Annotated in this window: 23 protein-coding genes; 1 reads left to right on the top strand and 22 read right to left on the bottom strand. The window is 72.4% G+C overall.

The window, feature by feature from the left end; genetic code table 11:
* Positions 1–3 precede the first annotated feature (3 nt).
* The 6 genes from rlmN to rpsB form a co-directional block, all read right to left on the bottom strand.
* On the bottom strand, positions 4–1,134 hold the full coding sequence (gene rlmN / locus ACZ7RU_RS06310; RefSeq protein WP_470339731.1) for a dual-specificity RNA methyltransferase RlmN: 1,131 nt from the start codon (positions 1,132–1,134) through the stop codon (positions 4–6).
* Positions 1,135–1,219: 85 nt separating this feature from the next.
* Positions 1,220–2,476 (bottom strand): phosphatidate cytidylyltransferase, encoded by a 1,257-nt coding sequence (locus ACZ7RU_RS06305; RefSeq protein ID WP_470339779.1) that lies wholly within the window; start codon positions 2,474–2,476, stop codon positions 1,220–1,222.
* 320 nt (positions 2,477–2,796) lie between these two features.
* Entirely contained in the window at positions 2,797–3,354 is a 558-nt protein-coding gene (gene frr, locus ACZ7RU_RS06300) for a ribosome recycling factor (RefSeq protein WP_470339730.1), read from the bottom strand.
* A gap of 96 nt (positions 3,355–3,450) precedes the next feature.
* The gene (gene pyrH / locus ACZ7RU_RS06295) at positions 3,451–4,215 is read right to left on the bottom strand and encodes a UMP kinase (RefSeq protein ID WP_030056790.1); all 765 of its coding nucleotides are present in this window, start codon (positions 4,213–4,215) and stop codon (positions 3,451–3,453) included.
* A 261-nt stretch (positions 4,216–4,476) separates the two neighbouring features.
* Positions 4,477–5,316, bottom strand: a complete 840-nt coding sequence (gene tsf / locus ACZ7RU_RS06290) for a translation elongation factor Ts (protein WP_470339729.1) — start codon at positions 5,314–5,316, stop codon at positions 4,477–4,479.
* A gap of 129 nt (positions 5,317–5,445) precedes the next feature.
* Positions 5,446–6,372, bottom strand: a complete 927-nt coding sequence (gene rpsB, locus ACZ7RU_RS06285; protein WP_470339728.1) for a 30S ribosomal protein S2 — start codon at positions 6,370–6,372, stop codon at positions 5,446–5,448.
* Between the two features lie 825 nt (positions 6,373–7,197).
* On the opposite strand from rpsB, the gene ACZ7RU_RS06280 reads away from it, so the two are divergent.
* Positions 7,198–7,614 (top strand): peptidoglycan DD-metalloendopeptidase family protein, encoded by a 417-nt coding sequence (locus tag ACZ7RU_RS06280; RefSeq protein ID WP_470339727.1) that lies wholly within the window; start codon positions 7,198–7,200, stop codon positions 7,612–7,614.
* Between the two features lie 56 nt (positions 7,615–7,670).
* Here the strand turns inward: ACZ7RU_RS06280 and ACZ7RU_RS06275 are convergent, their stop codons facing one another.
* From ACZ7RU_RS06275 to rpsP, 16 genes are all read right to left on the bottom strand, one after another.
* Entirely contained in the window at positions 7,671–8,255 is a 585-nt protein-coding gene (locus tag ACZ7RU_RS06275; RefSeq protein WP_470339778.1) for a TetR/AcrR family transcriptional regulator, read from the bottom strand.
* A gap of 166 nt (positions 8,256–8,421) precedes the next feature.
* Positions 8,422–9,270: an RNA polymerase sigma factor WhiG gene (whiG, locus tag ACZ7RU_RS06270; RefSeq protein ID WP_470339777.1), complete on the bottom strand. Its 849-nt coding sequence runs from the start codon at positions 9,268–9,270 to the stop codon at positions 8,422–8,424.
* 590 nt (positions 9,271–9,860) lie between these two features.
* Positions 9,861–11,057 carry a DNA-processing protein DprA gene (gene dprA, locus ACZ7RU_RS06265; RefSeq protein WP_470339726.1) on the bottom strand — a complete coding sequence of 399 codons (1,197 nt, stop codon included), beginning with the start codon at positions 11,055–11,057 and terminating at the stop codon, positions 9,861–9,863.
* Positions 11,054–12,769, bottom strand: coding sequence for a YifB family Mg chelatase-like AAA ATPase (locus ACZ7RU_RS06260; protein WP_470339725.1), 1,716 nt, complete (start codon positions 12,767–12,769; stop codon positions 11,054–11,056). The genes dprA and ACZ7RU_RS06260 overlap by 4 nt, the downstream gene beginning before the upstream one ends.
* 1 nt (position 12,770) lies before the next feature.
* Positions 12,771–13,274 carry a YraN family protein gene (locus ACZ7RU_RS06255; protein ID WP_470339724.1) on the bottom strand — a complete coding sequence of 168 codons (504 nt, stop codon included), beginning with the start codon at positions 13,272–13,274 and terminating at the stop codon, positions 12,771–12,773.
* A gap of 168 nt (positions 13,275–13,442) precedes the next feature.
* Entirely contained in the window at positions 13,443–13,769 is a 327-nt protein-coding gene (locus ACZ7RU_RS06250; protein ID WP_188301739.1) for a DUF2469 domain-containing protein, read from the bottom strand.
* Positions 13,770–13,823: 54 nt separating this feature from the next.
* On the bottom strand, positions 13,824–14,297 hold the full coding sequence (locus ACZ7RU_RS06245) for an NUDIX hydrolase (RefSeq protein WP_470339723.1): 474 nt from the start codon (positions 14,295–14,297) through the stop codon (positions 13,824–13,826).
* A gap of 112 nt (positions 14,298–14,409) precedes the next feature.
* A complete protein-coding gene (lepB, locus tag ACZ7RU_RS06240) occupies positions 14,410–15,162 on the bottom strand; it encodes a signal peptidase I (RefSeq protein WP_470339722.1) in 753 nt (250 codons plus the stop codon).
* Positions 15,163–15,322: 160 nt separating this feature from the next.
* Complete coding sequence (gene lepB, locus ACZ7RU_RS06235) at positions 15,323–16,330, bottom strand: signal peptidase I (RefSeq protein ID WP_470339721.1); 1,008 nt, start codon at positions 16,328–16,330, stop codon at positions 15,323–15,325.
* A 242-nt stretch (positions 16,331–16,572) separates the two neighbouring features.
* The gene (gene lepB, locus ACZ7RU_RS06230; RefSeq protein WP_470339720.1) at positions 16,573–17,352 is read right to left on the bottom strand and encodes a signal peptidase I; all 780 of its coding nucleotides are present in this window, start codon (positions 17,350–17,352) and stop codon (positions 16,573–16,575) included.
* Between the two features lie 208 nt (positions 17,353–17,560).
* Positions 17,561–18,538, bottom strand: a complete 978-nt coding sequence (gene lepB / locus ACZ7RU_RS06225; RefSeq protein ID WP_470339719.1) for a signal peptidase I — start codon at positions 18,536–18,538, stop codon at positions 17,561–17,563.
* A gap of 78 nt (positions 18,539–18,616) precedes the next feature.
* Complete coding sequence (rplS, locus tag ACZ7RU_RS06220) at positions 18,617–18,967, bottom strand: 50S ribosomal protein L19 (RefSeq protein ID WP_030056776.1); 351 nt, start codon at positions 18,965–18,967, stop codon at positions 18,617–18,619.
* Between the two features lie 154 nt (positions 18,968–19,121).
* A complete protein-coding gene (trmD, locus tag ACZ7RU_RS06215; RefSeq protein ID WP_470339776.1) occupies positions 19,122–19,940 on the bottom strand; it encodes a tRNA (guanosine(37)-N1)-methyltransferase TrmD in 819 nt (272 codons plus the stop codon).
* A gap of 104 nt (positions 19,941–20,044) precedes the next feature.
* A complete protein-coding gene (gene rimM, locus ACZ7RU_RS06210) occupies positions 20,045–20,617 on the bottom strand; it encodes a ribosome maturation factor RimM (RefSeq protein WP_470339718.1) in 573 nt (190 codons plus the stop codon).
* A 157-nt stretch (positions 20,618–20,774) separates the two neighbouring features.
* Positions 20,775–21,014, bottom strand: a complete 240-nt coding sequence (locus ACZ7RU_RS06205; RefSeq protein WP_030056773.1) for an RNA-binding protein — start codon at positions 21,012–21,014, stop codon at positions 20,775–20,777.
* A 2-nt stretch (positions 21,015–21,016) separates the two neighbouring features.
* Positions 21,017–21,445, bottom strand: a complete 429-nt coding sequence (gene rpsP, locus ACZ7RU_RS06200) for a 30S ribosomal protein S16 (protein WP_045700219.1) — start codon at positions 21,443–21,445, stop codon at positions 21,017–21,019.
* Positions 21,446–21,582: the final 137 nt, after the last annotated feature.

Genomic DNA, 21,582 nt, shown 5'->3' with positions numbered 1-21,582 from the left:
GGCTCAGCCCGCCGCGGCGAGCTGGCCGCAGGCGCCGTCGATCTCCTGGCCGCGGGTGTCGCGGACGGTCGTCGGCACGCCATGCGACTGGAGCCGGCGGACGAACTCGCGCTCGTCCTCGGGCCGGGAGGCCGTCCACTTGGAACCGGGCGTCGGGTTCAACGGGATCAGGTTGACGTGCACCCGGTGGTTCTTGATCAGTCGGCCGAGCAGGTCGGCCCGCCAGGCCTGGTCGTTGATGTCCTTGATCAGCGCGTACTCGATGGAGACCCGGCGACCGGACTTCTCCGCGTAGTTCCACGCCGCGTCCAGCACCTCGGCGACCTTCCACCGGGTGTTCACCGGCACCAGCTCGTCGCGCAGCTCGTCGTCCGGGGCGTGCAGCGACAGCGCCAGGCGGCAGCTGAGGCCCTCGTCCGCGAACCGGTTCATCGCCGGGACGAGGCCGACGGTGGAGACCGTGATGCCCCGCTGCGACAGGCCGAAGCCGTCCGGCGCCGGGTCGGTCAGCCGGCGGATCGCGGCCAGCACCCGGTTGTAGTTGGCCAGCGGCTCGCCCATGCCCATGAAGACCACGTTGGACAGCCGCGCCTCGCCGCCCGGGCCGCCCTCGTCCTGGGAGGCCCGCGCGCCGAACTCCCCCGCCTTGAGCGAGCGCATCCCGGCGGCGATCTGCTCGACGATCTCGGCGGTGGACAGGTTGCGGGTCAGCCCGGCCTGGCCGGTCGCGCAGAACGGGCAGTTCATGCCGCAGCCGGCCTGCGAGCTGATGCACATGGTGACCCGGTCCGGGTAGCGCATCAGCACGGACTCCACGAGCGTGCCGTCGAAGAGCTTCCAGAGCGTCTTGCGGGTGGCGTCGTCGTCGCAGGAGACGTGCCGGACCACCGACATCAGCTCGGGCAGCAGGCTCTCGGTGAGCTTCTCCCGGCTGGCGGCGGGGATGTCCGTCCAGCTCGCCGGGTCGTTCGACATCCGGCCGAAGTAGTGGTTGGAGAGCTGCTTGGCGCGGAACGGCTGCTCGCCCAGCTCGGCGACGGCCTCCTTGCGCTCGGCGGGGCTCAGGTCGGCGAGGTGTCGCGGGGGCTTGGCGCCGCGCGGCGCGACAAACGTGAGTTCTCCGGGCTTAGGCATGGTTCCTCAAGTGTCGCAGACGCGCGAGGGCCCCGGACGCCAGGCGTCCGGGGCCCTCCCACGTGCGTCTTTCCGCCCGCGCGGGTCAGCTGCCGACGAACGCGGCCAACAGCAGCCAGACCACCGGGGCGGTCGGCAGCAGCGAGTCCAGCCGGTCCATGATGCCGCCGTGGCCGGGCAGCAGCGTGCCCATGTCCTTGATCCCGAGGTCGCGCTTGATCATCGACTCGCCCAGGTCGCCCAGGGTCGCGGTGACCGCCGCGCAGCCGCCCAGGATCAGGCCCTGCCACCAGCTGCCGTCGTCGATGATCAGCTGCATCAGCAGCGCGCCCGCGAGCATCGACAGGGCGATTCCGCCGGCCAGGCCCTCGCGGGTCTTGCCGGGGCTGATCGTCGGGGCCAGCTTGGTCTTCCCGAACTTGTAGCCCACCGCGTAGGCGCCGGTGTCGCTGCAGATCGTCACGATCAGGAAGAGCACGATCCGCTGGGGGCCGTCGTCGGCCGCCAGCATCATCGCCACGAAGGTCGCCAGGAACGGCACGTAGAACGCCGTGAAGACGCCCGCGGTTATGTCCCGCAGGTAGTCCTCCGGCGGCTCGGCCATCCGCCAGACCATCACCGCCAGCCCCGTCAGCGCGAGCGAGGCGGCGGCCCACTGGACGCCGGCCCAGTAGCCGGTGGCGACCATCGCGAGGCCGCCCACGACCAGCGGCACCAGCGGCGCCTTGATCTGCTTGCGCTCGGAGAGCCGGCTGGTCAGCTCCCAGACGCCGACCGCGACCGCGGCCATCACGACGACCAGGAACAGCGCCTTCACCACGAACAGCGAGGCGATGATCACCGCGCCGAGGCCGACGCCGACGCCTATGGCTGCCTGGAGGTTACGGCCGCCGCGCTGCTTGCGCGGCTGCGGCTGCGGGGCGGGCTGCGCGGCCACGGGTGTCTCCTGCCCTGGATGGGACGACGGCACGAAGTGGGGCTGCCCGGCCGCCAGGTGGTTCGCCGGCGGCGCGGGACGCACCGGTGCCCCCGGGTGCGGCGGGATGCCGTGGCCGGGGGCAGGGGCGGCGTCGTCGGATATCGCGCGCAGCACGACCGTCTCCGTCACACCCGGCGGCGCCGGCTCGGGCCGCTCGTCCCGGAACAGCGGACCGCTCAGCCGGCCGGACTCCGCGGCCTGCCCCTCGGCGGGGTCGGCCGGTCCGCCGGTGGCGGGCCGGCCGTGGGCCGCGGGCCGGCCATGGGTCGCGGGCCGGCCATGGGTCGCGGGCCGGCCATGGGTCGCGGACGGACCGTGGGCCGCGGGCCGGCCGTGGCCGGCCGGGCGACCGGGGTCGGGCATGCCGGGCGGCGGGCCGGGCTCGGCCGGTACGGGAGGCATGACCTGAGTCTCCTCCGCGTCGCCGCCCCAGTACACCGGAGGCTGCTGCGACTGATCCGAACGGTGGCCCGGCGCCCCCTGGGCGAAACCCGGCGCGCCCGGGGGCACGGCGTGGCCGCCCGGGTGGCCGGGGTGTCCCTGGGACGGCGCCGCCTGCGGGCCGTACCCCGGCGCCGGATGGGCCGGGGTACGGGCGGCCTGCTGGTGCGGCGCCGGAGGGTGGGGCTGGAACTGCTGGTCGGACGGGCCCCAGTAGCCGGGGGCGTCAGGGGCGTCGTTCATCAGACCTCGAGCAGCTCGGCTTCCTTGTGCTTCAGCAGCTCGTCGACCTGGGCCACGTACTTGGCCGTGGTGTCGTCGAGCTCCTTCTCGGCGCGGCGGCCGTCGTCCTCGCCGACCTCGCCGTCCTTCACCAGCTTGTCGATGGCGTCCTTGGCCTTGCGGCGCACCGAACGGATCGAGACCTTGGCGTCCTCGCCCTTGGTGCGGGCGATCTTGATGAACTCCCGGCGGCGCTCCTCGGTCAGCTCGGGCAGCACCACGCGGATGATCGAGCCGTCGTTGGACGGGTTGACGCCCAGGTCGGAGTCGCGGATCGCCTGCTCGATGGCCTTCAGCGCGGTCTTGTCGAACGGCGAGACGACCGCCATCCGCGGCTCCGGCACCGAGAACGAGGCCAGCTGGTTGATCGGCGTCACGGTGCCGTAGTACTCGGCGACGATCTTGGCGAACATCGCCGGGTGCGCGCGGCCGGTGCGGATCGCGGCGAGGTCGTCCTTGGCGACGCCGACGGCCTTCTCCATCTTCTCCTCGGCCTCGAGGAGGGTCTCTTCGATCACTGTGGTCTCCCTGTCCGGTTCATCTGCTGTCGTTCCGACCGGTGTCGGGCGGTCGCCGGTCGCGGCGCCCGCCCGTTCCGTACGGCTGGTTACTGCTCAGGCCCGGACAGAATCCTGGCTGATGAGTGTGCCGATCTTCTCACTCTTCACCGCGCGCGCGATATTGCCCTCCGCCAGCAGTTCGAAGACCAGCATCGGAAGGTTGTTGTCCTTGCACAGCGTGATCGCGGTGAGGTCGGCCACCTTGAGGTCGCGCGCGATGACCTCGGAGTACTCCAGCGCGTCGAACTTGACCGCGTCGGGGTTGGTCCGCGGGTCGGAGTCGTAGACGCCGTCCACGCCGTTCTTGCCCATCAGCAGGACGTCCGCGTGGATCTCCAGGGCGCGCTGGACGGCCGTGGTGTCGGTGGAGAAGTACGGCATGCCCATACCGGCGCCGAAGATCACCACGCGGCCCTTCTCCAGGTGCCGGACGGCCCGCAGCGGCAGGTACGGCTCGGCGACCTGGCCCATGGTGATGGCGGTCTGGACCCGGGTCTCGATGCCCTCCTTGACCAGGAAGTCCTGGAGCGCCAGGCAGTTCATGACGGTGCCGAGCATGCCCATGTAGTCGGAACGGGCGCGGTCCATGCCGCGGACCTGGAGCTCGGCGCCCCGGAAGAAGTTGCCGCCGCCGATGACCACCGCGACCTCGGTACCGGCGCGGACGACCGTGGCGATCTCCCGGGCGATCGCGTGCACGACGTCCGGGTCGACGCCGAGCCCGCCGCCACCGGCGAAGGCTTCACCGGACAGCTTGAGCAGCACCCGGCGGCGCGAGCCGGCCTTGGGGTCCTGCGCGGTCTCCTGCGTCTCCTGCATGGACTTCTCCTTTTTGCACCTACTGGTCACAGGCGCGGGTGTGCGGATGCCCCGCCTGCGTGTACACGAGAGGAGGCCACTGCCGCGGGAACCGGTTCGGTGTCCTGCACGGCAATGGCCTCCTCGTCGTTCATGGTGCCGACGCGAGCCCGCCCGTTGACGGTGGGCGCGGGGTGAGCCCGTTCGGCGTTCCTCCCGCCCGGGTCAGCGGGCGGGGGCGGTTCCCAGCGTAAAGGGGCCGGGGACCAGGTGGAACGTGGCTCAGGCGCCGACGCGGAAGCGGGCGAAGCGCTTGAGGGCGACGCCGTTCTCCTCGAGGACCTTGGCGACGGTCTTCTTGTTGTCCTTCGCGAAGGCCTGCTCCAGGACGGAGTTCTCCTTCACGAAGCCGGTGACGCGACCCTCGACGATCTTCGGCAGGGCGGCCTCCGGCTTGCCCTCCTCGCGGGCGGTAGCCTCGGCGACGCGGCGCTCGTTCTCGAGCTCCTCGGCCGGGATCTCCTCGCGGGACAGGTACTTCGGCGCGAAGGCGGCGATGTGCTGCGCGACGTCCTTCGCGACCTCGGCGTTCTCCTTGTCCAGCTCGACCAGGACGCCGACGGCCGGCGGCAGGTCGGGGCTGGTCTTGTGCAGGTAGACCGCGACGAAGCCGTCACCGTCGAACTGGGCGAAGCGACGGAAGACGATCTTCTCGCCCAGGGTCGCGTTGGCCTCGTCCACGAACTGCTGGACGGTCTTGCCGGCCTCGATCTCGGAGGCCAGAGCGGCGTCCAGGTCGGCCGGGGCGGTCTTGGCGACGTGGGCGGCGATCGCGTCGGCGACGTTGACGAAGTTGTCACCCTTGGCGACGAAGTCGGTCTCGCAGTTCAGCTCGACCAGAACGCCGGACTTCTTGTCCTCGGCGATCAGCGCGGCGACGGCGCCGTTGGAGGCGTCACGGCCCTCGCGCTTGGCAACGCCCTTCTGGCCCTTGATGCGCAGGAGCTCGACGGCCTTCTCGACGTTGCCCTCGGCCTCGTCCAGGGCCTTCTTGCAGTCCATCATGCCGGCGCCGGTGAGCTCACGGAGCTTCTTGACGTCCGCGGCGGTGAAGTTCGCCATGGTGTGAATCTCTTCTCGCGTCTCGCGTGTCTGCGTGGAGTGGCGCCGGGACCGCTGGTTCGGTCCCGGCGCTGGAGAGAGGGGCACCTGCCGGCTTCGTACCGGCGGGTGCCCCTCACCCTGGGTACGTCAGGCCTGCTCGGCCGGCGCCTCGGTGGCGGCAGCCTCGGCGACGGGAGCCTCGGCGGGGGCCTCGGTGGCGGGGGCCTCGGTGGCGGCAGCCTCGGCGGCGGGGGCCTCGGTGGCGGCAGCCTCGGCGGCGGGGGCCTCCTCGGCCTTCTTCTCGCCCTCGATGAGGTCCTTCTCCCAGGCGGCCAGCGGCTGGTCGGCACCCGGCTCGGCCTTGGCGTCGCCCTTGGCGACACCGGCGCGGGACTTCAGGCCCTCGGCCACGGCGTCGGCGATCACGCGGGTCAGCAGGGTGACGGAACGGATCGCGTCGTCGTTGCCCGGGATCTTGTAGTCGACCTCGTCCGGGTCACAGTTGGTGTCGAGGATGGCGACGACCGGGATGTTGAGCTTCCGGGCCTCGCCGACCGCGATGTGCTCCTTCTTGGTGTCCACGATCCAGACGGCGCTGGGGACGCGCTGCATGTCGCGGATACCGCCGAGGGTCTTCTCCAGCTTGTCGTGCTCGCGCTGGAGGACCAGGAGCTCCTTCTTGGTCAGGCCGGAACCGGCCACGTCCGAGAAGTCCAGCTCGCCGAGCTCCTTCAGGCGCTGGAGGCGCTTGTAGACGGTCGAGAAGTTGGTCAGCATGCCGCCGAGCCAGCGCTGGTTCACGTAGGGCATGCCCACGCGGGTGGCCTGCTCGGCGATGGCCTCCTGGGCCTGCTTCTTCGTGCCGACGAAGAGGACGCTGCCGCCGTGGGCAACGGTCTCCTTGATGAACTCGAAGGCGCGGTCGATGTAGTTCAGCGACTGCAGGAGGTCGATGATGTAGATGCCGTTGCGCTCGGTGATGATGAAGCGCTTCATCTTCGGGTTCCAGCGGCGGGTCTGGTGACCGAAGTGGACGCCGCTCTCCAGCAGCTCCCGCATCGTGACGACGGCCATTGCCGTGCTCCTTGGTGTTACGGCCCGGCAGCGGCACTGCGTCGCAGCGATAGCCCACAGCCGGGTCAGGCTCGGTTTGTCCGTGGCGGCCAGGTGACAGCCACGCCTGACGCCCCGAACGTGCCGAGCCGCTTTCCCCTCACGGCCCGGGGCCGGTCGGGCTCGGCGGACCGAGCGGCACTCGCACCTGGCGGGGCTGCGGACGAACCGCGTCCGACCGCCGGTGGCGGGGCGTGCGAAGTCGACCCGGCGGACCGGGTCGCGTGTGAAGTGTACGGGAAGCGCCGAGGGGCGAGCGACTCCACGCGTGGCCGGGGGCCCGCCGGGACCTGGGCGGAGCCCGGGGAACGGCCGGGGTGGGCCGGTTCCGGCGGGGCGGCGGCGGGGGCGTGGCGGGGCACGCTGGTGGCGCGGGCTGGTCTGTCGCCTGCCCGGGGACGCCGCAGGTATGCCGCTTGTACACCGGATGGCGGCGCCCGTACACCCGTCCGAGGGATGACGTTCGGGCGTGGGGGTGGTTTGTCCACAGGAATCCGGATGTGGGTGGTGCGGGGGCGACGGGGCGGCGAGCCTGCGGGCATGACTGGTCGCGGACGGTTCGGCAGGGTGTCGGTGATGGTGGCGGCGGTGGTGGCGGTGGCGCTCGTGCTGTCGGGAGCCTCGGGCGCCCCGAGGGCCTCAGGGACCTCAGGGGTCTCATTGGCTTCGGGGGCTTCGGGGGCTCCGGGGGCTCCGGGGGCTTCCGGGAACTCGGGCGGTATCGGTGTGGATGGCGCTCCGGCCTCGGGTCACGGGGCCGGGTGGGGTGGTGCTCGGGCCTGGCCGGTGGGCGGGCCCGGTGGGGTGCTGGGCCGGTTCGAGCCGCCGGCGAAGGTCTGGGCCGCCGGGCACCGGGGGGTGGACCTCGCCGCCGGGCCCGGGGTTGAGGTCCGCGCGGCGGCTCCCGGAGTGGTCGCGTTCTCCGGGATGGTCGCTGGGCGGCCGGTGGTGACCGTCTCCCACCCCGGCTCGGGCTCTCCCCCGCTGCGGACCACCTACCTGCCCGTCACCGGCACCGTCCCGGTCGGCACTCCGGTGAGCGCGGGGCAGACGGTCGGACTGCTCGCCGCGGACGGGCGGCACTGCGCCGGGCGCGACTGCCTGCACTGGGGGCTGCTGCGCGGAAGCCGCTACCTGGACCCGCTGGCCCTGTTCGGCGCGGGCACGGCGCGACTGCTGCCGTTGGCGGGCGGAGGCGGGTAGGGCGTGCCGCCGGGCGCTGCCGGCCGGCGGTTGGGACTCGGGACTCGGAGCTGGGCTCAGGTGCGGACGAGCCCGTGCAGCACCATCGCGACGGCGGCGTCGGCGATCTCCTCGGGGCTCTCGGTCGCACAGCCGGCGCGACCCCCGGCGGCAGCCTGCTCGGCCCTGCGGGTCGCCGCCTCCACGACGCCCTGGACCAGGGCCGCGGCGAGCCGGGGCTGCTGGTGGCCGAGGTCCTCCAGCGTCCGGCCGACCAGGCCGGCCAGCCTGCCGTGCGCCGCCCGGATCCGCTCGCGCGCGGCCTCGTCGAGTTCCAGCGCCGAGATGGCCACGACCGCGCGGTGCCGGGGGTCGGCGGCCAGCGCCAGCTGGCCCCGGACGTAGGCCTCGATCCGTTCGACGGCGGTGTCGCAGCTCTCCATCCCGGCCTCGATCTCGGCCGCCCAGAGCGGGAGGTCCACCTCGCAGAGCGCCTCGACCACGGCGGCGCGGGAGCGGAAGTACTCGTAGACCGAGGAGCGCGCCAGCCCGGTGCGCGCCGCGAGCGCGGGGAAGGTCAGAGCCTCCATGCCACCCTCGGTGAGCAGGATGCGGGCAGCATCGAGGAGGGCTGCACGCTGGAGCTGGCGATGCTCGGCCACCGTGGCCGCTCGGATCTTCGGCACGCTCCCACTGTACGGAGCCATACCTCCGGCCGGTACGGCGCCGCGCATCCGAAGGGGCGCGGGCCCGACGGTCGGCTTCCCGCGACCGGCGTCCGACGGCCGACAGCCGACAGCCGGGGTGCAGCGCCCGGGGTGCGGCGCCCTATCGGATGTCCGACAGCTTGGCGCGCAGTTGGAGGACGGACTTGGTGTGGATCTGGCTCACCCGACTCTCCGTCACCCCCAGCACCTGTCCGATCTCGGCGAGGGTGAGGCCCTCGTAGTAGTAGAGCGTCACCACCGTCTTCTCCCGCTCGGGGAGGGTGTTGACCGCCTGGGCCAGCAGCCTGCGCAGCTCGCGGTCCTCGGCCACCTCGACCGGGTTGTCCGCGCCGTGGTCCTCCAGGGTGTCCATCAGGCTCAGCCGGTCGCCGCCCTCCCCCGCCGGGTGGAGCAGTTCGTCCAGCGCCACCACGTTGGCCAGCGACAGCTGGCTGAAGATGGCGTGCAGGTCCTCGATCGCGATGCCCATCTCGGCCGCGACCTCGGGCTCGTGCGGCGTCCGGCGCAGCCGGGCCTCCAGCGTCGCGTACGTCCGCTCGACCGCCTTCGCCTTCTGCCGCACCGAGCGCGGGATCCAGTCCAGGGCGCGCAGCTCGTCAATGATCGCGCCGCGGATACGGCTGATCGCGTAGGTCTCGAACTTGATGGCGCGGTCGATGTCGAACTTCTCGATCGCGTCGATCAGCCCGAAGACCCCGGAGGAGACGAAGTCCGCCTGTTCGACGTTGGAGGGCAGACCGACCCCGACCCGCCCCGCCACGTACTTGACGAGCGGTGAGTAGTGCAGGATCAGCTGCTCGCGCAGCCGCTGGTCCCCGGTCTCCTTGTAGGAGCGCCAGAGCGCCTCGAGCGCGGTGCGTCCCTGGGCCGCGGCCTGCCTGGCCTCCTGCCCCTGACCGCCGCCGGCCGTCCCCTCCCGGCGGGGCGCGGACAGCGGCGAGGCGGGCACCAGTGCGCCGGACGCCAGTGAGCCGGACACCGGCGAGGCGCAGGCCGGGGGGGTGGCACCAGGGGAAGGCGCGCTTTCGAGTGGCCGGGGCGCGCTGTCGACGACCGCGCCGGGGGGTGCGCCGGCGGGCGTACCGACGGGTGCGCCCGCGGGGCCGGCCACGTCGACGCCCTGGGCCGGCTCGGTGTCTCGGGCCGCATCCGCAGGTTGGGGCACCACCGTCGGCCGGCCGCCCTGGCGCGACAGGCCTCCCATCGCCCCCGCCGGCTTCGACGGGTAGTCGGGCGCGGGGCGCCGGTCGGTCCGCGGCCCTCCCGAGGACCGAGCACCACCGGTCACTCTGTGTCCGGGAATGTGTGTGGGCATGCGTTGGTCTGCGCCGTTCTGCCGAGTCATGTGCTGATAGGGAAGGCAGGTGGAGCGTAGCGTGACCGACTCACTGCAAAGCGCTACCGCCACCCGGTCGTCCCCCGATCCGGTGGCGTTCGCACACCGGATCCAGGCGACGAACAGGAGAACCGGATCGGCAGGTCAGCAGGGCGGCTCCGACGCGCGTTCCCCCGGCGCGAGCGTGTTCTCCGTTCCGGTGCTCACCTCCTCCGCACCACGCGCCAGTGCGCACCGTGCCGCTCCACGTAGCCGAGCGATCCCAACTCGTAGAGGCGTTGCAGGACTTCGTCCGGCGGGAGACCGGACTGCCGGGCCAGCCGCTCGACCGGTGCGCCCTCCGCCGTCGCCGGTACGGCCTCCAGCACCCTGGCCACCGCCGGCTCCAGCAGGTCGCGCGGGAGCACCGGGCCACTGCGCTGCGGCGCCAGGTCGTCCCCGATCGCCCCGATCAGCTCGGTGATCTCGGCCGCGTCGGTGACCAGGGTGGCGCCGCCGCTGCGAATCAGGGCGTGCACCCCGGCGGAGAGCGCCGACGTCACCGGGCCTGCGACGCCCATGGTGTGGCGGTTGAGGTCCCGCGCGCGTCTGGCCGTACTCAGGGCGCCGCTGCGCACCGCCGCCTCGACCACCACAGTTCCCCGGGTGAGCGCCGCGATCACCCGGTTGCGGAGGACGAAGCGGAAGCGGTTCGGGTGCTCCCCGGGCGGGAGTTCGCTGACCAGCAGGCCCTGGACGCCGATCCGCCGGATCAGTTCGGCGTTGCCCTTGGGGTAGGCCACGTCGACGCCGCAGGCGAGCACGGCGGCGGTCATCCCACCGACCGCGAGTGCCCCGCGGTGTGCGGCGGCGTCGATCCCGTAGGCGGCCCCGGAGACCACCACCCAGCCGCGCTCGGCCAGTTGGGCCGACAACTCCCCCGCGACATGGGCTCCGTAGGCCGTGCAGGCGCGGGAGCCCACCATCGCGACCGAGCGGAGCGCGAGCAGCCGCAACGAGCCGGTGCCCGCCACCCAGAGCCCGATCGGACGTCCGTCACCCAGGTCGTCGAGTTGACTGGGCCACTCCGTGTCCCCCGGAATGATGAACCGTCCACCGACGTCCCGTACCCGTTTCAGGTCCCTCTGCGGGTCCAGCCCGGGGAGCCTCGCCTGGTACCCGGCCAGTCGGGTGGCGTCCAGTCCGGGGTGGTCGGGCACCGTTCCGTCCCGGATCGCCTCGACCACGTCGACGGCGGGGAGCCGGCCGAGCCACCGGCCGACCACCGCGTCCCCCGGTTCACTGATCCGGCCGAGCTGCACCCGGGCGAGGCGCTCGGGCTCGAATCCGGTGTTGGTCGCGGTCACGGCCCCGGCCTCGGCCGCCGTGGGGATTCGAGGTTGCCTCAGCACCTGGTTCATACGTCACCCTCCTGGTTCCGCGGCTTCTCGTCCGGCGCCTCGGGCTTGCCGGGCCGACCGTCCTCCGGGCTGCCGCGCTGCGCCGGGATTCCGCCGAGCCGGCCGAAGACCCGCTCGGTCAGCGGCAGCCCGTGCTCCACCCCCGTACGCAGGACCAGGGCCGTGCGTACGTCCCGCTGGTCCGGCCGGTCGCGTCCGGCGAGGTCGGCGACCGTCCAGGCGACCCGGAGCACCCGGTCGAGGCCCCGGGCGGTCAGCAGCCCCCGCTCCAACTGCCGCGCGGCGTCGTTGAGTGCCCCGGCCGCGAGCTGCCAGCGGGTGCGCAGCTCGTGGCCCGGTACCTCCGCGTTGGTCCGCCACGGGGTGTTCGCCAGCCGGGACGCCGCCCGCTCCCGCGCGGCCAGCACCCGGGCCGCGACGGTCGCGGTGGTCTCCGCCGTGGTGTCCCGCTCCATGAGCTCGACCCTCGTCACCGGGGCCACCTGGACCTGGAGGTCCACTCGGTCCAGCAGCGGCCCGGAGAGCCGCCCCTGGTAGCGGCTGACCATGGCAGGGGTGCACTCGCAGCCCTCGCCCCGCCGCGAGTACCGGCCGCACGGGCAGGGGTTGGCCGCCAGACAGAGCAGGAAGCGGGCCGGGAGCCGCAGCGATCCGGCCGAGCGGGCGATCACCACCTCGCCCGACTCCAGCGGCTGGCGCAGCGCATCGAGCACCCGGACCGGGAACTCCGGCGCCTCGTCCAGGAAGAGCACGCCCCGGTGGGCCAGCGAGACCGCCCCCGGTCTCGGCAGGCCGCTGCCGCCGCCGACGATGGCCGGCATCGTCGTGGAGTGGTGCGGGGCGCAGTAGGGGGCGGTGTCGATCAGTGGACGCCCGGCCGGGAGCAGCCCCGCCACCGAGTGGACGGCGCTGACCTCCAGGGCCTCCTTCTGGGTCAGCGGCGGGAGCAGCGCGGGCAACCGCTCCGCCAGCATCGTCTTGCCCGCGCCCGGTGGGCCCTTCAGATAGAGGTGGTGTCCTCCGGCCGCCGCGATCTCCAGGGCCCGCCGGGCCTCGTACTGGCCGGCCACGTCGGCCATGTCGAGCCGGGCCGTCCGGTCGTCCGGCAGGCCCCGCACACCCGCGCAGGGCAGCATCAACCCGGCCATCAGCGGATCCGGCCGGCCGCTGATCGGATCGGGCGGCTCCTCCGGTGCCGGCGTGCCGGTCAGGATGGCGACGAGCTGGCGCAGGCTGCGGACGCCGATCACCGTCACCCCGGGGACGAGCGAGGCCTCGGGTGCGGTCTGCTCGGCGACCACGACCCGCTCGTACCCGGCGTCGGCGGCGGCCAGCACCGACGGCAGCACCCCTCTGACCGGCCGCACCCGGCCGTCCAGCCCCAGCTCGCCGATGATCAGCAGATCGGCGATGGCGGAGGGGTCGAGCCGTTCGGCGGCGGCCAGCACGGCGCAGGCCACCGCGAGGTCGAAGCCGCTGCCGCTCTTGGGCACCGAGGCGGGGCTGAGGCCGACTGTCAGCTTGCGCTGCGGCCAGGCCTCGCCGCTGTTCACGACCGCGGCACGGACCCGGTCGCGGGCTTCGGTGAGCGCCTTGTCGGGCAGGCCGACCAGGGTGAACGCGGCCACCCCGGGCTCCAGATCGGCCTGGACCTCGACGATCACTCCGTCGACGCCGACCAGCGCGACGGAACAGGTACGGGCGAAGGCCATCTCAGACCACCCCCCGCAGGTGGTCGACCAGGGCCGCACCCCGCGCCCGGTTGACCACCGCGACCAGGTCGATCCGCACCCCGCCCGGTGGGGCGGGCGGCCACTGGGGATCGGTGGGCCCCGGGTCGTAGCCGGGCCCGGCCAACTCGGCGAAGTGACGGGGCCAGCGCTCGGCCATCCAGCGCTCTGCCAGGCGTTGCAGCCGGGCGGCCTTGGTCCGGTCGATGGCCTCGGTGGGCTGCTGGAATCCCCGCTCGGAGCGGGTCTTCACCTCGCAGACCGCCACGGTGTCGCCGTCGAGGGCGACGATGTCCAGCTCGCCCTCGACGCAGCGCCAGTTGCGGTCCAGGATGCGGAGCCCGGCCTCCGTGAGTCGGCGGGCGGCGACCCGTTCCCCGTAGCGGCCGAGCCCGTTCTTGGTGCTGCGGTCCGGGATCGCCCGCGGGGCCTTCCCGGCTGCGGCCGCGTCCGGTACGGCCTGGTCCTGCACGACGGTGTGCTGCATGGTGACCACCTCCGCCGAGGAGGCTGCACCACTGCGCACGGCGAGGCCCGGGATTTCCCGTTCCCTGTGGATAACCCGGACTTGTCGACAATTTTTGTCACCCGCAGGGGTGAGAAGCCCCGTTCCCGCGAAATTCGGCTGGACAACGCGGGACGGAGTCGTCCAACGTCAGCTCCCGAAGCCGGACTCGTCCGAGGGCAGCTCCAGATCGCTCTTCGCGAGTTCCTCGATGTTCACGTCCTTGAAGGTCAGCACCCGGACCTTGCGGACGAACCGGGCCGGCCGGTACATGTCCCAGACCCACGCATCCGCCATCGACACCTCGAAGAACACCTCGCCCTGGACCGAGTGCACCTGCAACTCGTAGTCGTTGGTGAGGTAGAACCGTCGCTCGGTCTCGATCACGTACTTGAACAGGCCGACGACGTCCCGGTACTCCCGGTAGAGCTTGAGCTCCATCTCGGTCTCGTACTTCTCGAGATCTTCGGCACTCATCCAGGCGTCCCCTCATTTGTCACGTCCACCCATTGTGGACCACCGCACCCGCGGTCAGAGCCGTACCGGATCCACCGGCGGGCCCTCGGCCAGCAGCCGCTCCAGGAAGTCCACCAGTCCGACCGGATAGACCGTCTCCGCGGTCCCCCTCAGTTCCTCGACCGTCCACCAGCGCGCCGCGAGCAGCTGGGCGTGCTCGTCCGCACCCATGCCCGAGTGGTCCAGGTCCGTCGCCGTAGTCCGGGCCAGGTGGAACCACTGCTCCTGCTCGTAACGCTGTCCCTGAAAGGAGAACGACACCGTGCCGTACGCCACCAAGGGCCCCAGGTTCACACCCCGGAGGCCGGTCTCCTCGGCGAGCTCCCGCTCGGCGGCCTCCCGCACGTCCTCCCCCGCCTCCAAGCCGCCCCCGGGCGTGAACCACCACGTCTCCCCCGGGGTGGCCGGGTCGGCCCCCAGGAAGAGGAGGATGCGGTCCAGCCCGTCCAGCAGCAGGATCCGCGCCGCCCTGCGACGCCGTGCTGTCATGGCAGCGCTCCACGCTCCTTCCGTTCGCATCGGTGGCGCTACCGATCCTGCCACCCGGCGCGGCCGTCCGGGGCGATGTTCGGCAGAGCGGCCCGCCGGGCGACGGTCCCGCTCAGGAGCTGCGCCCCCGGATCCGGCGGGCCAGGCCCGCCACCCCGCCCACCGCCGAGGTCACGAGGATCAGCGCCGCGCCCGCGACGGAGGCGAGGGCGAAGGGCCCCAGCGGCCCCGGCTGCGAGGCCTTCGGGCCCGCGAAGCCGTCGAAGCCCGTGACCCGGTCGAGCAGGCCCATCCGGTCGAAGGGCAGCACGGTGGCCTCGACCCTGGCCTCGACGGCGTCGGCCGGGACGGTCCCGCCGTCGACCTCCAGGTGGGTCCGGGAGTCGAGCGAGCCGACCCGGTTGTCACCGAGCAGGAACAGCCGGCCCTGCGGCACCGTCACGCTGAACGAGTCGCCCTGGCGGCCCTGCGTCGCGAGGTAGGGCTCGTCCACCGGCTGCCCGTTGACCGTCAGCCGGTGCTCGGCCCCGGTGGTGGCGACGGTGTCCCCGCCGACCGCGACCACCCGCTTGACCATGAGTTCGCTGCCCCAGGCCTGGTCCCGGAAGACCACCACGTCGCCCCGCCCGACGTCGCCGCCGCCGACCTTGCGGGCGAGCACGGTGTCCCCGATTCGAAGTGTCGGGTGCATCGAAGCGGTGGGGATCTTGTACGGCCGGTAGTCGATCGCGATCAGCGCGAAGCCGCCGACCATCAGCACCAGCCCGAGCGCCAGCGCGACGCCCTGCAGCACCGTGGCCGGCCGACGGCCCGCACGGGCGGGCGCGCTCGGGTGGTCGGTCGTCTGCTCCACGACACTGCTCATCAGAACCGTCCACCTCTGGCCGACCGGAGATCACCACTGGCACGCCGGAGGCACGGGCGGAAAAGCCGACGGGCCGTGGCACGTCCGAGAAGATTACTCGTCGGTACCACGGCCCGCGCAAGAGCCGGGGACAACCCGGGGGAACACGATCCGGTCGAGTTCAGGACTCCTTGCGGCGCTCCGCGCGACCCCGCACCCGACGCACCAGCGGGAGCAGGGCGACGGCCCCCACCGCGCCGGCCACGGGGGGCGCCATCGGCGCGGCCGCCGCCAGGCCCTTCTGGTCGAAGGTGTCCGGCACCGGCAGCGTCGACCAGTGGTCGACCGGCCAGGCCACCACGAAGGCGCGCCCGATCACGTTGTCCACCGGGACGGTGCCGCCACCCGGCTGGTCCATGTGGAAGCGGGAGTCCAGCGAGTTGGCGCGGTGGTCGCCCATCACCCAGATCCGGTCCTTGGGCACCTTGACCGGGCCGAACGGACGGTCGCCGCAGGGGGTGTTGCCCTGGTAGACGTACGGCTCGTTGAGCGCGACGCCGTTGACCTTGACCGGCCCGTCGCCCTCGCACTCGACGGTGTCCCCGCCGACCGCGATGACTCGCTTGATCAGGTCCTTCTCGTTGGCGGAGGGCATCAGGCCGACGAAGCTGAGCACGTCCTGCACGCCGCGCAGGAAGGAGTTGCTGCTCTGCTGGGTCGGCTCGTCGTTCAGCCAGCCGCCCGGGTCGTGGAACACCACGACCTCACCGCGCTCGGGCTCGGCCCCGAACCAGGGGGTCAGCTTGTCCACCAGGACGCGGTCGCCGACCTGCAGCGTGTTCTGCATCGATTCCGACGGAATGGAGAACGCCTGGACGAAGAAGGTCTTGATCACCAGTGCGAGGATCAGCGCGATGCCGACCAGAATCGGCAGTTCCTTCCAGAACGAGCGCGGCTTGCGCGGCTTGGACGGAGCCTCCGACTCCGACCCGTCCGCGGGCTCGGCCCCCGGGTGCGGGGAGTCCGGGGGGTCCTCCGAACCGGTGCCACCCTGCCCGTCGGCCGTCTGGGCCGCCGCGTCCTCGACCGAGGCCGAGGAGGACGCGGACTCGGCGGACCGGTCCGCCCGACGGCCCGGGCCCTCGGGCTCTCCGGCGCCTGACCGGGCGCCGATCACCAAATCCCCCACAACGTCTCCTCCCTGCTGTGCGGACGCCTGCGCGCCCGCGCTCAGAGTGCCGCACAGCGGGCACCACGCTCACCACGACCATGAACGCCTCAGGGCTGCCCATCGCGGACTCCCCTGACACCAGCACGGCCTCGGCCCACGGCCGGGAGCACTCCCGGCCGCACCTGCACTTCTCTATCACTCCAAGGCATCCGGCTCGCGGTCCCACACGCGAGGCCTGTCCGGTCGGCGGCCGGCGCGGCTCACTCCGGAGGCCGCCCGGACCGGCGAACCACGAGCGGAAGGATGCCCAACACCCCCATAACGAGCGGAGGTTCCACAGGAACCGGCCCAACGCCCACCGATCCCGCGGCAGTTCCACCGGCCTGCGGCATCCGGGAGAGAGAGGAGAGTGAACTCGGCGCATCGAGTTGATGGAAGCGGTCCAGCGGCCAGGCGATCACGAACGCGCGACCGACCACGTCACCCAACGGGATCGTCCCCTGTCCCGGATTGCCCATGTGGAAACGGGAGTCGGCGGAGACGTCCCGGTGGTCGCCCATGACCCACAGCCTCCCCTGCGGCACCAGCACCTTGAAGGTCTGCCGGGAAGGCGGGTTGCCCGGCGCGAGGTAGGACTCCTCCACCGGACGGCCGTTGACGCTGAGGCGCCCCTGCGCGTCGCAGCACTCGACGGTGTCCCCGCCGACGCCGATCACCCGCTTGATCAGGTCCTGCTCGTCGTCGGAGGGCAGCAGTCCGACGAAGGTCAGCACCTGCTTGGTCGCGCCCAGCACCGGGCCGTCCCCGGACGGCTTGTGGTCGCGCTCCAGCCAGCCGCCCGGGTCCTTGAACACCACGACGTCGCCGCGCTGCGGCTCACTGCCGAACCAGGGGGTCAGCTTGTCGACCAGTACCCGGTCCCCGATCAGGATGGTCTGCTCCATCGAGCCCGAGGGGATCACGAACACCTGGACCAGGAAGGTCTTCATCACCAGCGCCACCAGCAGGGCCACCAGGATGATCAGCGGCACCTCGCGCACCAGCGAACGCTTGCGCCGACGGGCCGCCTTGCGGGCACTGCGCCGTCGATCGGCCCGGCCGCGGGCCGGCGGGGTCCCGGTCGGACCGCGGCCTGCCGCACCGTCCCCTCCCGCTCCCCTCGCGGACGCTCCCCTGGCGGCCCGGCGGCCGGCAGCCGACGGGTTCGCGGCCTGGCGGTCGGCGGCCGGGCGATCGGCGAGCCGCCCCTTACCCCTGGTCCCCATGACCACCCGTTCCCGCAGTCACGGCGAAGGCCGCGGGCCGGTCCAGGCTGGTCCAGCGGGAGAACGGGTAGACCACCCAGTCCGCCCGCCCGATCACCTTCTCCTCGGGCACGAAGCCGCCACCGGGCTCGCCGAGGTGGTCGCGGGAGTCCCGGGAGGCGCTGCGGTGGTCGCCCATCACCCACAGCTCGCCGTCCGGCACGACGACGTCGAAGGCCACGCTCGACGGATCGTCGCCCGGGAACAGGTAGGAGGTCTCGTCGATCGGCACGCCGTTGACGGTGATCGGGGCGCCCGGGCCGGTGCTGGTCACCCGGTCCCCGCCGACGCCGATCACCCGTTTGACGTAGACGGTGTCCCCGGCCGGGGCCAGGCCGAGGTCCTGCGCGAAGGAGCGCAGGCCGTCCCGGAAGCCCGACGGCTTCGCCGACTCGCGCAGGAAGGAGCCCGTCCCGTCGAAGACCACGACGTCGCCCCGCCGGGGGTGGCCGCCGAAGGCGTAGGCGAGCTGGTTCGCGACCAGCCGGTCGCCCGGGCGCAGGGTCTGCTCCATCGACCCGGAGGGCACCGCGAACGGTCGCGCGACGAAGGCGTTCACCAGCAGCAGGGCCGTCAGGCAGATCCCGACCAACAGCAGCAGGTCGCGCGAACGCGAGTGCCCGGGCTCCTCGTCCTGATCCGGGTCGTCCTCGCGGGAGCCGTCGGCCTGTTCCGGATCCTCGGCGCGCTCGGGGCCGTCGGCCTGGGCCGGCCCCTCGGCCCGCTCCAGAACCTCACCGCGCGCCGGCCCGCCGCCGCGCTCCGGGCTCTCGACGCCGTCCGCCGCCGCACCGCCGGCGGCGGCCCCACCGGAGACGGCCGCGGAATCGCTCCCGGAAACGACCGCGGACCGCGACAGCGAGTCCGCACCGGTGGGTGCGGGACTGCCGTCGCGGTCCGCGGGTGGTTCGTGCGTGCTCATCGGGGGGTGAGCTTACCTTGCGGCCGTTCGGCCCCCTCTGAGCGTTCCGATCCCCCGGCGAGGCCGGGGGCCGGTGGATCAGCGGTCGCGCTTCTCCTTGATCTTCGCGGCCTTGCCGCGGAGGTCACGCAGGTAGTACAGCTTGGCGCGGCGAACCGCACCGCGGGTCACGACCTCGATCTTCTCGACGACCGGGGTGTGCACCGGGAAGGTGCGCTCCACGCCGACGTTGAAGCTGACCTTGCGGACGGTGAAGGTCTCACCGATACCGGCGCCGTGGCGACGGATGACGACGCCCTGGAAGACCTGGACACGGGAGCGGTTGCCCTCGATGACCCGGACGTGGACCTTCAGGGTGTCACCGGCACGGAAGGCCGGAATGTCGGTACGCAGCGAGGCCGCGTCGACAGCAGCGAGCTTGTTGCTCATGTTGCTCTCCATCGCAGGCGCCACGGGCCGCCCACGGAAAATCGTCTCAATGGGGTGTGCTGCGGGCCGCATCGGCTGACGACGGTCCCCCCGTGGCGGGGGCGCCGGTCCACGTGCCCCCTACGAAAGGGAACCAGCGACAGACAGCAGCGGCCTATTCTTCCACATCACCGGCCACGGACCGAAATCGGCCGAGCCGCTCGTCCCAGGCCAGGCCGAGGATGCTCAGCGCCTCCCGCTCCTTCTTGTCGAAGGAGCCGTACTGCCAGCGCTCGACCAGGTCGGGCCGGTTGGCCAGGGTCCGGGCGAAGGCCTGCTCACGGCGCCAGCGGGCGATCTTGCCGTGGTTGCCGCTGAGCAGCACGTCCGGCACCGTCCGGCCGCGCCACTCGGCGGGCTTGGTGTAGACCGGGCCCTCCAGCAGGTCGGCCATCGCGCCCGGCGCGAAGGAGTCGTCGCGGTGGGACTCGGCGTTGCCGAGCACCCCGGGCAGCAGCCGGGCGATCGCCTCGACCATCACCAGCACGGCGACCTCACCGCCGGCCAGCACGTAGTCGCCGATCGAGGCCTCGACCACCGGCATCCGGGTGGCCGCCTCCTCGATCACCCGGCGGTCGATGCCCTCGTACCGGGCGGGGGTGAAGGCCAGCCAGGGGCGGCCGGCCAGCTCCTGGGCGAGCTCCTGGGTGAACGGGCGCCCGCTCGGGGTCGGCACGACCAGGGTGGGCACCTGCCCCTCGGGGCCGGCGGCGACCACCGCGTCCAGCGCCTCGCCCCACGGCTCGGGCTTCATCACCATGCCGGGGCCGCCGCCGTACGGGCTGTCGTCGACCGTGCGGTGCACGTCGTGGGTCCACCCGCGCAGGTCGTGGACGTGCACGTCCAGCTGGCCGCGGGCGCGGGCCTTGCCGACCAGCGAGACGTCCAGCGGCTCCAGGTACTCGGGGAAGATCGTGACGACGTCGATCCGCATGCCGCTCTGCACGCCACCGGACACTGCGTCGCCGGAAACAGCACCGCCGGCCGCCGCGCCGCCGGAAACAGCCGCGTCGCCCGCCCCGGCGTTCTCCTCGACGGTCACTCCGACTCCTCCGGGCCCTCGGCCCCCTCGGCCGAGGAGGTCCCCGCGACCTCGGCCGACTCCGGGTCGATCAGCCCGGCCGGCGGGGTGATCACGGCGCGCTGGTTCTCCAGGTCGATGGTCGGCACGATCTGGGTGACGAACGGCACCAGCACCTCCGTCCCGTCGGCCTTCCGGACCGTGAGCAGGTCCTGGTACGGCAGGTGTACGACCTCGGTCAGCTCGCCGACCGGGGTGCCGTCGAGCAGCACCACGTCCAGGCCGATCAGCTGGTGGTCGTAGTACTCCTCCGGGTCCTCGGGGCTCTCCTCCGGGTCGACCTCGGAGATGAGCAGGGTCCCGCGCAGGGCCTCGGCCGCGTTGCGGTCCTTGACGCCGGCGAAGCGCAGCAGCAGCCGGCCGCTGTGCACCCGCCCGGACTCGACGGTCAGCGGTCCGACCGACGCGGGGTCGGTGAGTACGACGGCACCGGGGCCGAGCCGGAGTTCCGGCTCGTCGGTGCGGACCTCGACACTGACGTCCCCCCTGATGCCGTGGGCACGGCCGATCCTGCCGACGACGAGCTGCACGGTGATCGTTCTCCTGGAGTTCCTGAGCCGAAACGAAAAGCGACGGGCTGCGAAGCGATGATGCGACGGAAATGCGAACGGAAATGCGAAAGACCGACCGGGACGACATGCGTCCCGGTCGGCCTCACAAGCCCTGACGGCTGAACGAGCAGCAGCGTCAGCGAATGTTGTCCACGTCGACCAGGTCGACCCGGACGTTGCGACCGCCGAGGGCGCCGACCACGGTGCGCAGCGCGCGCGCCGTACGGCCACCCCTGCCGATCACCTTGCCGAGGTCATCGGGGTGCACCCGCACCTCGATGGTGTTACCCCGACGCAGGTTGCGCGAGCGCACCTGCACCTCGTCGGGGTGCTCGACGATGCCCTTCACCAGGTGGTCGAGGGCGTCCTCGATCACGATCAGGCCTCGGCGGCGGCGTCGGCCTCAGCCTCGGCCTTGTCCGACTTCTTGGCCTTCGGGGTGATGGCGACGCCGGTGGTGGCGTCCTCGAAGCCGGCGACGGCCTTCGCGAACAGGTGCGAGAAGTCCTCGACCTTCGGCTCGGCGACCTTCAGCGGCGCCGGGGCCGGCAGACCCTTGAACTTCTGCCAGTCGCCGGTCAGCTTCAGGATGGCGAGCACCGGCTCGGTCGGCTGGGCGCCGACGGACAGCCAGTACTGGGCGCGGTCGCTGTCGACCTCGATCTTCGAGGGGTTGTAGGTCGGCTGGTAGATGCCGATCTCCTCGATCGCGCGGCCGTCACGCTTGGTGCGGGCGTCGGCGACGACGATGCGGTAGTGCGGGGAGCGAATCTTGCCGAGACGCTTCAGCTTGATCTTGACTGCCACGGGAGTGGATTCTCCTGGTGTTGACGTGGGTGAACGGGCTCGCCATCGCGTGGGGTTGCGCGGCGGACCGTTCAAGGGACACGCCAGCCGTAGGAGAGAGGGGTCCTTACCCGGCTGCCGAGTACTCAGCTGTCCAT

Source organism: Kitasatospora sp. NPDC114501, assembly GCF_055633695.1.
This window is presented reverse-complemented; position numbering and strand designations above follow the sequence as displayed.